This is a genomic window from Collinsella sp. An271, from assembly GCF_002159695.1.
In the GTDB taxonomy this organism is placed as follows: Bacteria; Actinomycetota; Coriobacteriia; order Coriobacteriales; family Coriobacteriaceae; genus Collinsella; species Collinsella ihumii.
The window spans coordinates 73853-90082 of record NZ_NFJE01000010.1; the positions used below are offsets into that span (position 1 = coordinate 73853).

Annotated in this window: 13 protein-coding genes; 12 read left to right on the plus strand and 1 reads right to left on the minus strand. The window is 65.8% G+C overall.

All coding sequences use genetic code 11. The features are described 5' to 3' along the window. Positions 1-222 precede the first annotated feature (222 nt). From B5F74_RS09465 to B5F74_RS09490, 6 genes are all read left to right on the plus strand, one after another. Positions 223-438 carry a helix-turn-helix domain-containing protein gene (locus B5F74_RS09465; protein WP_066834602.1) on the plus strand — a complete coding sequence of 72 codons (216 nt, stop codon included), beginning with the start codon at positions 223-225 and terminating at the stop codon, positions 436-438. A 183-nt stretch (positions 439-621) separates the two neighbouring features. Next, positions 622-3348, plus strand: a complete 2727-nt coding sequence (locus tag B5F74_RS09470; RefSeq protein ID WP_143753844.1) for a DUF927 domain-containing protein — start codon at positions 622-624, stop codon at positions 3346-3348. Positions 3349-3616: 268 nt separating this feature from the next. Then, positions 3617-4030 carry a hypothetical protein gene (locus tag B5F74_RS09475; RefSeq protein ID WP_087201945.1) on the plus strand — a complete coding sequence of 138 codons (414 nt, stop codon included), beginning with the start codon at positions 3617-3619 and terminating at the stop codon, positions 4028-4030. A 285-nt stretch (positions 4031-4315) separates the two neighbouring features. After that, on the plus strand, positions 4316-4738 hold the full coding sequence (locus tag B5F74_RS09480) for a hypothetical protein (RefSeq protein WP_087201947.1): 423 nt from the start codon (positions 4316-4318) through the stop codon (positions 4736-4738). Further along, positions 4731-6008, plus strand: a complete 1278-nt coding sequence (locus tag B5F74_RS09485) for a phage terminase large subunit (protein ID WP_087201949.1) — start codon at positions 4731-4733, stop codon at positions 6006-6008. Before B5F74_RS09480 ends, B5F74_RS09485 begins: the two co-directional genes overlap by 8 nt. Before the next feature lie 891 nt (positions 6009-6899). Then, positions 6900-8465, plus strand: a complete 1566-nt coding sequence (locus B5F74_RS09490; RefSeq protein ID WP_239283452.1) for a hypothetical protein — start codon at positions 6900-6902, stop codon at positions 8463-8465. A 939-nt stretch (positions 8466-9404) separates the two neighbouring features. Here the strand turns inward: B5F74_RS09490 and B5F74_RS09495 are convergent. Beyond that, positions 9405-10394, minus strand: a complete 990-nt coding sequence (locus tag B5F74_RS09495) for an Abi family protein (RefSeq protein WP_087201953.1) — start codon at positions 10392-10394, stop codon at positions 9405-9407. Positions 10395-10547: 153 nt separating this feature from the next. Between B5F74_RS09495 and B5F74_RS09500 the strand changes: the two genes are divergently transcribed. The 6 genes from B5F74_RS09500 (at position 10548) to B5F74_RS09525 (ending at position 16152) form a co-directional block, all read left to right on the plus strand. After that, positions 10548-11195, plus strand: a complete 648-nt coding sequence (locus B5F74_RS09500) for a recombinase family protein (protein WP_087201954.1) — start codon at positions 10548-10550, stop codon at positions 11193-11195. A 208-nt stretch (positions 11196-11403) separates the two neighbouring features. After that, positions 11404-12021 (plus strand): hypothetical protein, encoded by a 618-nt coding sequence (locus B5F74_RS09505; RefSeq protein ID WP_087201956.1) that lies wholly within the window; start codon positions 11404-11406, stop codon positions 12019-12021. A 125-nt stretch (positions 12022-12146) separates the two neighbouring features. Next, complete coding sequence (locus B5F74_RS09510; protein WP_143753845.1) at positions 12147-12992, plus strand: sugar transferase; 846 nt, start codon at positions 12147-12149, stop codon at positions 12990-12992. Further along, positions 12989-13828 (plus strand): glycosyltransferase, encoded by an 840-nt coding sequence (locus tag B5F74_RS09515; protein WP_087201958.1) that lies wholly within the window; start codon positions 12989-12991, stop codon positions 13826-13828. The genes B5F74_RS09510 and B5F74_RS09515 overlap by 4 nt, the downstream gene beginning before the upstream one ends. Next, the gene (locus B5F74_RS09520; RefSeq protein WP_087201960.1) at positions 13825-14943 is read left to right on the plus strand and encodes a glycosyltransferase family 4 protein; all 1119 of its coding nucleotides are present in this window, start codon (positions 13825-13827) and stop codon (positions 14941-14943) included. Before B5F74_RS09515 ends, B5F74_RS09520 begins: the two co-directional genes overlap by 4 nt. After that, the gene (locus B5F74_RS09525; RefSeq protein ID WP_087201962.1) at positions 14944-16152 is read left to right on the plus strand and encodes a hypothetical protein; all 1209 of its coding nucleotides are present in this window, start codon (positions 14944-14946) and stop codon (positions 16150-16152) included. The last annotated feature ends 78 nt before the right edge of the window (positions 16153-16230 follow it).

A 16230-nucleotide genomic window follows, 5' to 3' on the forward strand; every position in this document is an offset into this window, starting at 1 on the left:
CGGATGCGTGCGTCCTATGGAGGCCCGATACGTAGAGATGCCTCCTGTAGTATCCGTTGGAATCATATTACAACATTGAGAATCACCAAGCAACCAGTTTTACAATCATTAGGCGAGTTTGTATCGCAATGTGATTTCAAGCGTGGTAATGTAGCGCGTACGGACGGGGGCCGCAAGAGAGCCCTCGCGAGGGCGCGGCTTTGCCGCAGGAAGGGAGGAGTCATGGTCAGGAGCTTCCACGAGCTGCCGCTGCTGATGACGCCGAAGCAGCTTGCCGACGCGACCGGAGAGCACGTGAACTCTATACGGCGAAGCATCGCCGCCGGGCGGATTCCGGCGGACAAGGTTGACGGGCGGATCTACATCTGCAGGGATCTGGTGTTCCCGAACACGGCAAAGGGAATGGTGGGACATGGCGACGACGCGCGCGCCCGCTGAGCGGTGGCGGTCGGGTGCCGGTGCGGGGGCGCTTGCAGGCGCGCCCGGATGCGGCGGACCGGTCGGATATTACCCCGAAGGGGCGGCGAGCGCGGTTGCAGCCACGCCCGCCGCGATGAAGATTCCTGGCGGGATTCTTCGGGGAGACAGTGTAGCGCATACGGCGACGGGCGGTGCTTCTCCATGGCATCGCTAGAAAACGTGCCCGCTGAGCTGCGGGCGGAGGCGCGCTGGGTGTGCTGGCGGCGCGAGGAGCGCGGCGGCAAGGCGACGAAGCTGCCGGTGTGCGCGGCGAACGGGCGCATGGCCAAGAGCACCGACCCGGCGACGTGGGCGACCTTCGATGAGGCCGTGGCGTCCGTCGGGCGGTGGCGCTGCGACGGCGTTGGGTTCGTGTTCGGGCCCGACCGGGCGTACACGGGGCTCGACCTCGATCACGTGATTGTCGACGGGGCGCTGGACGCTGAGTACCGCTGGGTCGTCGAGCAGGCTGGGACGTACACCGAGGTGTCCCCTTCCGGGGACGGGCTCCACCTCATCTTCCGCGGGGGCAAACCCGACTGGGCGCAGAGGTCGCGCAAAGGCCAGCCGGGAGGTCGGGTGGTCGAGATGTACGACCGCGACCGGTACTTCACTGTTACCGGGACGGTCTTCGAGGGGCACGATGCCATCTCGGAGAATCCCGCCGTTGTCGAGCGGGCGTACCGAACGTGGATCGAGCCGGAGGCCGCGGTGCAGCCGGCGCTGTCGGCGGCGGGCACGAGCTCGTCCGGCGGCACGGACGACGACGCGCTGCTGGAGCGCATGTACGCCTCCCGCAGCGGCGAGGCGATCCGGGCGCTGATGGCGGGCGACTGCTCGGCGCAGGGAGGCGACCGGTCGGCGGCCGACATGGCGCTGTGCTCCCACCTGGCCTTTTGGTGCGGGCGCGACGCCGGTCGCATGGACCGGATCTTCCGGCGCTCCGGCCTCATGCGCGACAAGTGGGACTCCCGCCGCGGGGGCTCCACGTACGGCGCGCAGACGATCGAGCGCGCGATCGCGGGATGCACGGACGTCTACAGGCCGAGGGACCGGCGGACGGAACGGTCCCCTCGCCCTCAAAACAAGAACGCATGTTCGATATCAACGCGGCGCGAGCAGCAAGGGGTACCCGGCGATGACGCCGGGTCGAGGGAGGCCACAGAGGGGGCGCCCTCAGTCGAGGGCTGGCACGTCGACGAACGCGGGCGGCTCTGGGCGGCGGACGCGGCCGGCGAGCTGCGCTACACCGTGACGGCGACCGCGCCGTGGATCGCATGCGACCTGGTGGACGTGGACACGGGAGACGTGCGCGCGCTCGTGCGCGTGGCGGTGGCCGGAGGGGTGCGCGAGCGGGCGCTCGACCGAGACGTGCTGCTGAACCAGACGCGCATCATCGGGGCGCTGGCGCCGCTCGGGGCGAACATATCGAGCACAAATTCCAAGGACGTGGTGCGCTATCTTACCGACTGCGAGCGCAGGCTCGGCGGCGAGCGGCCGCGAGCCCGAAGCGTGACGCATCTCGGATGGGCGGAAGGGCCGCTCGGCGCGTTCATGCCCTACGATGAGGGCGACGTGCGCTTCGACCCCTCTCCCGACGAGGCGCTGAAGGCGCGCCCCTTCATGGCGGCGGCGGGCACGCTTGCCGAGTGGGTCGCGGGCGTCGCCCCGGCGCGTGCGGCGTCGCCCCTGTTCCGCTGCGTCCTGGCGGCGAGCTTCGCCTCGCCGCTCGTGGCGCTTCTCGGCGTGCAGACCTTCATCGTCTACGTCTGGGGGCGCTCGCGCTCCGGCAAGACGCCGACGCTCAAGGCGGCGGGATCGGTGTGGGGCGACCCTACCGAGGGGTCGGACTCCTACTTTCGCACCTTCGCGGACACGCCCAAGAGCATCGTGAGGGCGGCGGCCCTCCTGCACGACATACCCGTGATCATCGACGAGCTGCAGAGCAAGGGGGCACCGGGCGGGCAGGCGACGAAGCGCCAGATCGTCGAGGACCTGCTCTATTCGCTCTCGCTCGGTCACGAGCGCGGGGCGCTGAACTCCGACCGCTCGATGATGCGGGCGGGCAGCTGGCGCTCACTGACGATCGCCACGGGCGAGATCCCCATCGTCGGGGACTCGACGCAGCAGGGGGCCTCGAACCGCACGCTGGAGCTCTCGGGCGAGCCCTTCGCCGACGTGCGGGCGGCCCAGGCGATGCACCGGCTCGTCGCGGTGCAGCACGGGACGGCTGGCCGCGCCTACGTGGCGGCGCTGAAGAGGAACGAGCCGGCGTTCTACGCTGACCTGTTCTCCCTCGTGCGCGACGGCGTGGGCGACATCGCCTCCGGGCACCCCCAGGCGGACAACATCGCGCTGCTGGCGCTCGCCGACGCGCTCGCCGAGTACTACGTGCTCGCACCGGGCTCCGAATGGGCGTCGTGCCTGGACGGAGCGATGACGATGGCGGCGTGGGCGCTCGGCAACGCGACGGGGACGGAGAGCGACACCGACACGCGCGCCATCCAATTCGTCGCGGAATGGCTGGCGGGCAACCGCATCCACTTCGACGACTACTGCGAGAACGACCGGCTGGAGCGCTGGGGCGCCATCGAGGAGAAATCGTGCGCGGCGGGGTTTCGCTGGTACGTGTTCTCGAGCGTGCTGGAGCGGGCGCTCGCGGGCGCGAACTTCGACCGTGCCAAGACGCTGCGGCGCATGGACGAGGAGCGCATCCTCGTGCGCGACTCGGGACACCGCTACACCCGGCAGAAGCGGTTCCGCAACGCCGGGCGCGTCTACTGCGTCTGCATCGACAACGAGGCGCTGGAGGCGTTTCTCGACCGGTCTGCCGGGGCCACGGGCGCTGGCGCCGCCGGCATCGCGTCTCAAGGAGGCGCGCCATGTTGAGACGGGGTTTGAGACGGCCGTACCGGCTGGTGAGGGTGGTTGCCCACCCCTCTTGTCTTGCTGTCTTGACGGGAAGGAGAGTTGATGGGGCATCGCGCGCGGGCGTGCGCGCGCACATGCGCGCAAGGTGCCCGGGTGCTGTTCTGCTTGAGACGTTGAGACGGGCGGCATTTGCGCTGGCAGCGGGCTTGCATTGTGTCTCAAGCGGCAGTGTTCGGCGCGATGGCGCACGCGGGCGGCGTATGAGACGGGCCGGGAGGGGGCGAAGATGAGCTGGTGGACGGAGGAGCAGGACGACGTCCTGCGCGAGGTGAGCTTCAGGGGCGCGGCGTTCGCCGCCACCGAGATCGAGCGGCGCTGCGGCGTGCGCCACTCTGTGCGGGCGGTGGAGATGCGCGCGAGCCGTATCCACTGCTCACTGGCGGTGCAGACGGTGTGCCCCTCCTGCGGCGCGGTAGGCGTTAAGATCAATCGGCAGACCGGCATGTGCCGGCGGTGCACCGAGGAGTACCACCTGGCGCAGGAGCGCGCCTTCAACGAGCAGCTGGAGCGCGAGCGGGTTGCCGCCGAGGAGGCGTCCGAGATCGACGACGTGCGGCGCGAACGGGACATGATGCGGCAACGCAACTCGCGGCTGTGCCGGAAGTACGGGCTGAAGGGTAAGCGGGAGCGGAAGAAGTAATCTGGCGGCGGTGTCTGGATTCGAACCAGATGTGGCTAGAACCTTGATAGTCCATGACGAGCGCTCGGCCACCGCCGCCTAGCCACGTAGCCACCAGTGAGCAAAAGCTTGACAGGGCAGATACAAATCCGCTCATCCAACCACCTCCTTGAGCAAGCTCAAACAGGCAGAGGCCAAACTCCATCATGGCGCTAACAAGCTATTGGCGCGCATCCATTCTATTCCTTGTGACAGGCTCTGAGAATCCACCGTGAGGGAATCTATGACGCTCACGGGGGTGATTGCATGGCGAGGCGGGCGAAGCTGACGCAGGAGATGGTGGACGAGGCGATCCGCCTCAAGGCGGACGGGCTCTCCAACGGCGACATCGTCTGCGCGCTGGGAATCCACGAGTCCACTTTCTACCGGTGGATCGGCGACCCCAAGAACAGGCTGCAGCGCGAGTTAAGCGAGGGACTAAAAAAGGAAGAATCGGCGTTCAAGCGGACGCTGCTCACGACGATCCGCTCGGCGGCGCTCGCGCGCAACCAGTATTGGACGGCCGCCGCGTGGCTCCTGGAGCGCAAGTACCCCGACGAGTTCGGCAAGGCCGAGCGCCAGCGCGACGACGCGAAGGCGGACGCCGCGCCGAGGATCGTGCTCGGCGTGGTGGCACAGCCGGTGCAGGAGAAGTTGCCGGGATTCGACGAGGGCGGCTCGAATGGTTGACGCATCGGCGCTCGTAATCCCCAAGTTCCACGACGTGCTCGGCGACGTGATGGCCCACGGGCACACGCACTACTGGCTCCACGGCGGGCGCGGCTCCACGAAGTCGAGCTTCATCAGCGTGTGCATCATCCTTCTCCTCCTGGCGCACCCGGAGGCGAACGCGGTGGTGGTGCGGCGGTTCAGCAACACGCTGCGCGACTCGGTGTTCCAGCAGGTGACGTGGGCGGTCTCGGCGCTGGGGCTCGACCAGTGGTTCCGGGCGCGGATCTCTCCGATGGAGCTCACGTACCTGCCGACCGGGCAGCGCATCGTGTTCCGCGGGGCGGACGACCCCTTGAAGCTCAAGGGCGTGAAGTTCTCGCGCGGGTACGTCGCCGTGGTGTGGTTCGAGGAGCTCGACCAGTTCGACGGCATCGACGCGGTGCGCTCGATCCTGAACTCGCTCAGGCGCGGCGGGGACGACTTCTGGATCTTCTACTCCTACAACCCTCCCCGGACGCTCTGGAGCTGGGTGAACCGCGAGGAGCTGGAGCGCGAGCGGCGGGCGGACACGCTGGTTCGGCAGTCGAGCTACCTCGACGTCGTCGAGAGCCACCCCGAGTGGCTGGGCGCCCCCTTTGTCGAGGAGGCGGAGTACCTGCGCTCGGTGGACGAGCGTGCTTGGCGGAGCGAGTACCTGGGCGAGGTGACGGGCACCGGCGGCTCGGTGTTCAACAACGTCGTCTCGGTGCGGCTGTCCGATGCGCGGGTGCGGGGCTTCTCGCGCACGCGCTGCGGCGTGGACTGGGGGTGGTTCCCGGACCCGTGGCGGTTCGTGCGCTGCGGCTGGGAGCCCGGCGAGCGGCGGCTCACGATCTTCGGCGAGCTGTCGGCGAACCGCAAGACGCCTGCCGAGACGGCGGCGTTGGTGACCGATGCGCTCACCTACGCGGACGCTCCGGGCGAGGACGCCCACCTCCACGACGAGCTGATATGGTGCGACGACACTCCGGACGGCAAGCAGAGCATGGCCGTGTGGCGGCGCGAGGCGGGGCTTCGCGTTCGGCCGGCGAGGAAGTCCAACATGCGGCGGCTGTCGTACGAGTGGCTGGCGGGCTTGCGCGAGATCCGCATCGACCCGGAGCGGTGCCCGCTCGCCTACGAGGAGTTCCGGCTCAAGGAGTACGACCGCGACCGCGACGGGACGTGGGTGGACGACATCCCGGACGGCAACGACCACTCGATCGACGCGGTGCGCTACGCGATGATGGACGACGTGCTGCGAGGGTGATGTGCGCGGGCGTCCTTCTCGGCAAACGAGGGTTGCGAGGGAGTGCGGGGCGCGCGGTAGCCGGGAGAGGTTGCCGCGCGTCCTTCTCGGCAGCTAAAAAACGGGAGAGCAACGAACGGGGTGTGCGTGAGCGCGGGACGGTGCCGGCGAGATTCACGACACGAGGGCGGCCACCGCCCCGTGGGGCCATCGTGCGGACCGTGACCGGGGTTTTCCACAAGGGGGATTTCGGGTGTTCTTCTCGGCATGAAACGCTTCAGGACACGGGGCGACGGTTCGCGCGGAGCGCCGAGGGGTTATCAACAGCTTATCTCCGGAATGTGAAAAAGCGCTGGTGGACGTGCGTGGATGGGCGTCCTTCTCGTTCTTCTCCTCCCCTGCGGAGCAAGGCCCCGCAAGGGGGCTTGCGGAGCCCGCGCAGTGACCGCGAAGCGGGCACGGAGCGGTGCGGAGGGTGACTGCGCAGCAGGCACCCGTAGCTGCGGAGGCAGACCCGCTCGCGGGGCTGCCGGAGCGTGGAGCAAGACGGACCGGGCGCCGCCGGGAGATGCGATGTGGGCGCCGGCGCGCGGCGGCGGCCGGGCTGGCTTGCGGAACAAGAGCGCCGACCTTGGCGGCGCGACGGACGAGCGACCTTGGGCGCGAGGAGCCTGCTTATGCAGCCCGCATAAGCAGGAACATGAACATGGATAGCGGCAATAAGAGGGGCACCCGAATAACGGGGCTCTCGCGCGCGTGCACATGAACACGCCCGTGCCCTCTATGGGATAGCGGATATAGCGGCATAAGGGGAAGAAGGGAAAGCAACGGCAGCAGACCCAGAAGCATGAGGAGTTTGGGACGGGCGCGTACCTTTCGGCGTAGTGGATGAGACGACGCGGGAGGTGCGGTGTGGACGCTCACGATAACGAGTATTGGGTGCCGGAGCATGTGAGGGCGTGGCTGCGGGGGCTCGGGTTCTCGCTGCCGCTGGAGGACATGGAGCCGCACATCCGGGCGTGGGACCGGTGGATGCGGGCGCTCGGGGACTTCTACGACTACCGGGACACGGACGGCGTGGGGCGGGTGTACGAGGTGCACCGTCGGTCCATCCATCCCGCGATGCGGGTGTGCCGGGAGTGGGGGTCGCTGCTGCTGAACGACCGGACGCAGGTGGCGTGCGCGGAGCAGGCGTGCACGGACTGGCTCGCGGCGTGGATGGCGCGGACCGGGTTTCTCGCCTCGGCGCAGGAGTGCGTGGTGCGGGCGTTCGGCCTGGGGACGGGCGCCTGGGCGCTCTGGGTGGACGCGGGCGCGGGCGAGGTTCGCGTGAGGCGCTACGACGCGCGGATGGTGGTGCCGCTCACGTGGGACGAGGAGGGCGTGACGGAGTGCGCGTTCGTGACGCGGGCGTTCTGGAGGGGACGTGCCATCGACCAGGTGCAGCTGCACCTTAAGGGCGCTGCCGACGCGTTCTTCTCGCCAAGCGAATCATCCGGAGGGGCTTCGGCGGCGGGTCCTTCTCGCCTGACTGACGATGAAAGCGAGGGCACGTACAGGATCGTGACGGCGTGCTTCGACCGGGACGGCAACCGCGTCGAGCCGGAGAGCGTGTGCCCGGTGTACGAGACAGGATCTGCGTGGCCGACCTTCTCGCTTGTGAAGCCGGCCATCGACAACACACGCGTGGACATGTCGCCCTACGGACAGTCGGTGTTCGCGGACGCGGTGGACGCGATACAGGCGGTCGACCTCTGCTACGACGCGATGATGAGCGAGATCGACAATGGGAAGATGCGCGTGTTCCTCAGTGACGTGATGTTCGACGTCGAGCGCGACGGGAAGGGCGGCAAGGTATCCACCCCGTTCGGCAAGGGCGACTGCACGGTCTTCCGCAAGGTGATGTCTACCGAAGACACGATACAGGAGTTCGCGCCGGCCTTGCGCACCGAGGCGCAGGCGCGGGCGTTCCGTGTCGCCTTGCAGACGCTCGGCGACCTGTGCGGCTTCGGCATCAACTACTTCGACCTCGAGAACGTGGGGTATGTGAAGACGGCCACGGAGGTGTCGGCCGACAACTCGGCGCTGATGCGCAACATCAGGAGACACGAGCATGCGCTGGAGGGCGCGATCGCAGGGATCTGCCGGGCGCTGCTTGCGGTGGAGCGGCGAATCGGCGTGGGGCTGCCCGACGAGGGCGGGATCAGGGTGACGTTCGACGACAGCATCATCACGGACACGACGGCCGAGAAGCGGCAGGACATGGACGAGGTCGCGGCGGGGCTCATGGAGCCGTGGGAGTACCGAGCCAAGTGGCACGGCGGGGGTGAGGTCGCTGCGAGGCGCGGAGGGGCGTCTGGCGGGTCCGCTGCGAGCCGCGGCGGTTCGGATGGCGGCAACGCAGCCCAGGACGGGGTGCCGGGGCGCGTGCGACGCCGCGAGGAGCGGGCGACGGCCGCGCCGGCGCGGATGAGATGATGTCCGAGGCGAGGGACGCGGCCGCTCCGGCGGGCGCGGAGGCGCAGACGAAGCGCCCGTGGGGGCGGACGGGTGCCCGAGCCGCGGCCGGATGATCGCGGCGCCGGTGCGGACGGCGGCTGCGACCCGGCGCACGCGCCCCGGCTCCCCGGCTTGGGCAGCGGGTATCAGACCTCCGGTCGGGCAAGCCCCGAGGCCCCGTCAGGGGCTTCGGGGCGCTCTTGCGAGGCATGGTGTCGCTCGGGACGGAGTCCGGCTCGCTCGCGGGCGCGTGGGCATCGCTGCCTGTGGGCGACGCGCTCTCGGCCCCGCGGCGGCCGTGCGTCAGCGCGAGGCGCCTGCAGCCCCCTCAGTGAGAGACGCGAACGGATCCCACACCCCACAGCCACCCGCGAACGTGAAGAAAAACGTAGCAGCCCGGCCGCCGTAGCGGAGTGCGCGCCGCCGCGAGGAACCGACCCGACCTGCGCATGTCGAACCCCCGACAGGCCATGCCCAGAGCGGAGGCTGTGTATGCGCAGCGCCGCGAGGGGCAGACAGCGTAGCCGGAGTGTGCGACCGCCGCGAAAGGCAGACGGCGCAGCCGGCTGACCTGAGCCGGGAGCAACACGCAGGCGGAGCTGGCTGGCCCGAGCCGCGGGGCATACACAGCCGGAGCGGCGGGCATGGCCGTGAGTGGCGCTCTCCGCGCAGGGCGGGGCGGGTCCGAGCCGTGCGCGCAACGGAGCGCAGGCGGATGGGCTGCGGTGCGGCCCTCGACGGGCAGCGGGTGGCTGTGGGGTGTGGGATCTCTCGTCAATAAAAAACTAGGCGGAACCGCTTGCGCGACCCCGCCTTACAAAGCCCGAGGGCTTTTCTGTGGCAAATGAAAACCGGGGCAGAAACGCTTTCGCACTCCCGCCCCGTAAAAACCTCCGAGGAGGTTTTGCTGTATGCGAGTCAGTCTATCAGACCGAGGCCGCGTGTCAAGCGCTCGGCGAAGGTGAGCGAGGAAACTGCCGGGTTCTCGCTCGGGAGGCAGGCGCCCTCGCCGTGAAGGTAGCCGAACAGGTCGGCCAGCGCGCGCTCGCGGTCGGTGCGCACGGTGCCCTCGGGGACGGTCCGGTCGTAGAGGTACAGCAGCGTGCACATCTGGGCCATGCGCGGGCTCCTGAGCCGCTTTGCGCGCAAGCGCTTCGGGACGCCGCACGAGGCGAGCGCCCTCGTGACGGCGTCGGGCGCTCGCCAGCGGCGCGACGGGCGCTCGGAGAGGTCGTTGACTGCGCATGAGCCGTGCGCGGAAGCGTTGCGGATCGACTTTACCCACTTGAGGTGGTAATGGAGGTCCGAGAGCTCCGCGTTGCCCCAGCGGTCGGCGCAGAACCTCAGTACGCCGAGGAAGGCGCCGAACGAGACGACCTCGCAGAACGCCCAGAGCGGCATGTCGCCGCGGTACTTGCGCACGACGTCGCCGGCGTAGGGGTCGTCCTCGCGGCGGTCGAGCTCCCCCTCCAGGTGGGACCTCTGCCTGTCGGTGACGGACGCCATGTAGTCGCGCATTACCGCGTAGCCGTCCTCGCCGTTATCCTCCGCGGCGGCGAGCAGGCGGACCTTGGCGAAGTGCTCGAGGTCGAGCGCCATGGGCAGGAGGGCGTCGCGCAGCTTGCGGTCGAGGTTCGACAGGACCTTCAGGTGGCCGAAGTCGAGGCCGATGTACTGCCCGTCGCGCTCGCCGCCGATGCGCTTCTCGAAGAGCTTGCGGTAGGCGTAGATGCGGAAGAACTGGCACTTGGCGCGCAGGTGCCTCGCGGCCTCCTCCTCGGAGACGAGGCCGAAGGTGATGCCCTTCGCCTTCATGTGGGCGATCTGCTGCCCGACGGTGAGCATCGGCTTGGGGTGGCCCCCGGACGCGCCGGCGGTCTCCTCGCTCGGTCTGGTCTCTTCCTCCATCTTTGGTGCCTCCGTTCCTTCACCGGTCCATTCTACCAGCGCGCCCAAGGGGCGGGTTTGCGACCACCTTTTAACGTTCCCGGGTGAGCCCCGGCATGTCGACGCCCGCGCAGGTCGGGGCGGCAGCGTGGCGGGCGGGAAGGCGGTGTTTCGATGGCGGGCACGTTGTACGGCTACGCGCGGGTCTCCACGCGCGAGCAGAACCTGGACAGGCAGCTCGTGGCGCTCGAGGAGTTCGGGGTCGAGCGGGGGAACATCTTCGCGGACAAGGCGAGCGGGAGGGACTTCGAGCGGCCCGAGTGGGTCCGGATGAAGGCGGCGCTCAAGGCGGGCGACGTGCTGGTGGTGAAGAGCATCGACCGGTTCGGCCGCAGCTACGAGGAGATCATCGAGCAGTGGAGGGGCATCACGAAGGACATCCGCGCCGACGTGGTGGTGCTGGACATGCCGCTGCTGGACACGCGCGAGGATAGGGGCGGGGTGACGGGCGCGCTCATATCCGACATCGTGCTGCAGCTGCTCTCCTACGTGGCGCAGGTGGAGCGCGAGAGCATACGCCAGCGCCAGCGCGAGGGCATCGACGCCGCGAAGGCGCGCGGCGTGCGGTTCGGGCGGCCCCGCAAGCGCCGCCCAGGCATCTACAAGTCGACCCGCGAGAGCTACCTGGCGGGGCATATCACGAGGTCGGAGGCCGCGTCGAGGCTCAAGGTGTCCATCTCGACCTTCGACAAGTGGCTGCGGGAGGACAGGGTAAAGGACCCGTCTTCCGGGGACGCGGTAAAGCGGGGAAACCGCAGGTAAACACCGCTTTTCGTGTGCGCTAAAAAGTACACCTTTTGAGGCGCCCCGTTTTCGCAGGTAGAAGTAGGTGGCGCGACTTGTGGAGCAGGCGTTTTGTTTCCCGAGGGGAGGGGTTGGCGTGTATAATGTCGGTGTTTATGAGTGTTTGAAAAGGTGTACGTTTGCGCGCCCCGGCCCCCCGGGGCGCGGCGCGGGAAGGGAGGCGGGGATGCCGGTCGCCACCGAGAAGATGCAGCGGGGGGCGAGCGAGGCGCCCCGCGGCGGCAGCCTGGTCGCGGGGCTCCCCTGCGGGCGGCGAACGCCCAGGGGGCGCGAGCGCTGGTACCTGCTGCGCATGCCGCAGGGCCGCGAGGAGTCGCTCTGCGCCGAGCTCAGGCGGCTCGTCCCCTCCTCCCTTCTGAAGGACGCCTTCGTGCTGCGCAAGGAGCGCTGGATGAAGCGGCAGGGGACGTGGTTCCTGGAGGCCGTGAACATGTACCGGGGCTACGCGTTTGCGATATCCGCGGACGCGGCGGGCCTGGCCAAGGCGGTCTCCGGGCTGACGCTGCCCGTCGAGCTCGTGGGCACCGAGTCGCGGTCGTGGGCGCCGCTCTCCGACGAGGTCGCGGAGTGGTACGCCTCGGCCTCCGACGGCTCCCACGTCATCCGCAGCTCCACCGCCGTGATCGTGGACGGCGTGCTGCACGTGACGGACGGGCCGCTCGTGGGCCAGGAGGCGCGCATCTCCAAGGTGGACCGCCACCGCAGGCGCTGCGAGGTCGCCGTGGGCGGGCCGGGCGAGTCCTTCACGGAGCAGGCGCCGCTGGACGTCCCGTTCAAGAGCTGACGGGAGGCGCGAGAGCGCTGACGCATTTGAGGAACTGAAGGACACGGGATCAGGGTCGGGATCTTTGTCGATGGAAACGCTGGAAGAATTCATGCCCTCGGAAATCGAGGGGGGGGGGACGCTCCATGCCCCCGATGAACGATGAGGCGGCGCGGATGACGCCACAGGAAAGGGGCTCCCTCGGCGTCGCCGGGGCGGCCCCGTCAGTAATCGATAGTCTTGCAGGGGCTGCAGAGGCCGTGGTTGACGAGGGCGAGGCCAAGGCGGTGATGCTCGCGCTCGGTCACACCCCGGGGCTCACGGAGTGCTCTATCGCACCCGACGTTCTGGAGAGACTCTTGCCTGACGATGAGGTCGTGGTGCTGCCGAGGCTGAAACGCGTGAACGGCAGCATTTTCTACCGCTTTGCAAAGCGCGCCTTCGACGTGGCCGCCTGCTCGTGCGCACTCGTCGTTCTCGCCGTCCCCATGGGTGTCATCGCGCTCATGATAAAGCGGCAGGACCCTGGCCCGGCCATCTACGCCCAAACCCGCGTGGGCAAGGGCGGGAGGCTGTTCAAGGTCTACAAGTTCAGGTCGATGTACGTCGACGCGGAGGCGCGAGGCGCCCAGTGGGCTGCCGGCGACGACCCGCGCGTGACACCGCTCGGACACAAGCTGCGCAGAACTCGCCTGGACGAGATCCCGCAGTTCTGGAACGTGGTGAAGGGCGACATGTCGCTCATCGGCCCAAGGCCCGAGCGCCCCGTCTTTCACGAGGTGTTCAAGGAGAGAATCGACGGGTGGGAGCAGCGGCTCGCCGTGCGCCCCGGCATCACCGGTCTCGCACAGGTAGAGGGCGGTTACGAGCTGCTGCCCAAGGAGAAGGCTCGCCTGGATATCGAGTACATAGAGAACCGGAGCTTCTCGCTGGACCTCTCCATCGTCTGGAGGACGCTGCGGACCATGGTGACCGGGGAGGGGGCGCGATGAGCGCGGGGAAGCTTCCGCCCTACTCTGTCCTCATGTCGGTGTATGCCAAGGACAGGCCAGAGTACCTCGATGCCGCCATCGCCTCGATGGCAGAGCAGACCGTACCGTTCCGCGACATGGTGGTTGTCTGCGACGGCCCCCTCACGGATGGACTCGACGCTGTGCTCTCTGAATGGGGACGGGAGCTTGGCGAACGGATGATAGTCCACCACCTGTCGGAGAACGGCGGCCTCGGCGCCGCGCTCGCCGCTGGCATGCCGCTGTGCCATTGCGACGTCGTGGCACGCATGGACGCCGACGACATGTCGCGCCCCGGCAGATGCGAGCTCCTCCTTGAGAAGATGGCAGCGGAGGGCCTCGATCTCATCGGGGGCGCCATCGAGGAATTCGACCGGGAGCCCGGGGACATGGGATCGGTTCGCGAGGTCCCGCTCCTACAGGCGGATATTGAAAAGGGGCTTAAGCGAAGGAACCCCTTCAACCACATGTCCGTCATGTTTGACAGGCACATGGTTGAAGGGGCAGGTGGCTACCAGCCCTTCCCCTGGATGGAAGACTACTGGCTCTGGGCGCGGATGATCGCCATTGGCTGCCGTTGTGCGAACGTCCCAGACATCGTCGTCGACGTCCGGACGGGCGATGGGATGTACTCTCGACGGTCCAATATGGCGTATCTGAGGAGCCAGATTAACTTTTTTTCTGCCCTTCGACGAATCGGACTGATTGATCGCGCTGATTTGGCGCGAGCTATAGCGGAGAGGGCGGCGGCGACGATCTTGCCGCCCAGCCTTGTCCGGACGGTCTACAACAGGCTGCTGAGGGGGCAGGTACAATGAGGGTTGCCTATGTCATCTCCACTCTTGACCGCTGTGGGCCAGTGAACGTGCTCTATGACATCGTCAACAACCTAGGATCAAACTGCGAGGCAGCCGTCTTCACCCTTGCCTCTGAGCCGGAGGAATCGCGGGCGGCTGACTTCGAGCGAATCGGCGTACCCGTCGTGCGCGTCTTCGATAGCCGTGTCCGGTCGATGCTGTTAGGCAAACGAGCGCTAAGCCTCGCTCTCAAACGGTTTGAGCCGAACATCGTTCATGCCCATGGATTCAGGGCGACTCTCCTTTGCCGCGACCTCCCCTATGCGCGGGTTGTTACGGTGCATAACTGCATATTAGATGATTTCCTCACTACGTACGGAAATCTCCAGGCGATTCTTATGGCCCGTGCCGAGGTTTCTGCTCTCAGGAGCTTCGACGCCATTGTCGCCTGCTCGGAGGCGAACGCCGAGTATCTAAGACGGGAATACGCCCTTGATGTCGAGACGGTACGCAACGGAGTTGACCAGACTCAATTCCATTCGCTCGATGCGACTTCTCGTACGCTTCTTCGTGAGAAACTCGGTATCGCGTCGGACACCCTCGCCTTGGTGACGACTGGCGGATGCAGCGAGCGGAAAAGGACGCTGCCTCTTGTGAAGGCATTCTCTTCCATTCTAGAGGATACTGGAGTAGACGCCGAGCTGCACGTGTTCGGCGAAGGACCCGAATACGGCAAGTGTAAATCGCTTTCTCTTGCCAACGTGAGCTTCCACGGTTTCGTCCCTGATGTGTTGCCTTGGCTCCAGGTGAGTGACCTGTTCGTTTCGGCATCGACATCGGAAGGTATGCCCCTTGCTGTGCTTGAGGCGCTCAGCTGCGGGCTGCCCGCGCTGCTCTCGGATATCCCGCCGCATCGAGAAATCAACGATGAGGTGCTTGACCAAGGGTGCATTGTGTGTTTTAACGCGCTTTCGGAGGAATCGCTGAGAGCAGCAATCCGAGCCTCTCTGACGGGCAAACGCCCCAACCGCCCAAAAGATCTCTCATCTTTCTCATCGTCTCGAATGGCGCAAAAGTATACATCCTTGTATGTTCGTCTGTCCCGAGGAAGAGGAGATAGGGGGCGGGCTATATAGATGATTCCCCACCTCTTTTTTGCCGCAGTGTGCCCCTTGGGAGCAACACTGTTGGCTCTTCTTACATTCAATTATAAAAAGCACCCAGTCCAGATTGCAGCTGTCTTGGGCCTCTGTTTTGCCATTGCGTTCTATGGATTGAGGCTTGACTCATCAAATGATATCGCGCGCCACATAGCGCTGTTGCAGAACTACGAAAGAGTCGACGTTTTTCACTGCTTCGGTGCGGGCCACTATGACGCTCTGTTTGTCTGGGACATATGGTGCTGGATCGTCGCAAAGATAGGAGACCCGTACCTGTTGCAGTCGAGTGCGGCCTTTGTCGGATATGCGATTATTGGGTATATCGTCGCTGACTGCTCCGGTAGGTTGCAAGCGGACAGATATATCACTGCGGCCGCGTTTTTTCATATTGTCGCGGCAATCCCTTTTCTCTGGGTTGTTTGCGGGATTCGATCGACTATCGCGTTACTGGTTTGTGCACTTGCTGCTTACCTATATTTCACGGATAAAATAAAGCTGTCAGGCGCATTCATCTTATCTTTGGTCGGAGTATTCATTCATTTTGTTGCGATTCTATCGGTTCTCTTGCTTCTTATGTCAAGCCTCATTGCAAGTAGTCCAGTAAAAGGAATTGCGCTTATCTTTGCTGTAACGCTTGCATCCGCAGTGATTGGAAACCTGGTTTATCCCATCATCGAAGGTATTGGTAATCCAGTTGCTCAGGTGCTTGCGAGCGCCCTGGAGGCATTCCTCGGTTACAGCGAGGGCGACAACTGGACCGAGGCGCAATCAAGCTCACTCAACACGAGGGTCAACATCGCGTTCACGTTCCTTTGGATATTGTTTCTTGTCTACAACGTCGTTCGTTTAGAGAAGAGCCGCGGAGCGAATGGCAAGGGAATATCGTCTATGAACGCTTTGTCGCTTTCTGTTGCGGCAGTCACTGTTGCACTGTCATCAGTGCTTGAATCAAATGGAACGAGGCTCGTCCCAGTACTTTTTGCACTGGGGGAGACATCGGTCATCGCGAGAATGGCTGGCGAACCTCCCAGTGCAAACAAGTCCCTCTTTGTCGTTGATTGCATCGGGATGATATTGGCTTCCGCACTGTTTGTCCTTCACGGTTATTCAGTGGCATATGGAATCGTTGAAACTTCATCATTTATATCAACCGCTTTTTTCGGTGTGATCGGAGCTTTTCTTTGAGCAACGTAAACCTCGTTGAACACGCCGATGTGGATTTCGACAAACAAATATGAGTCAAAGTATGTTCTTGAATTTGAT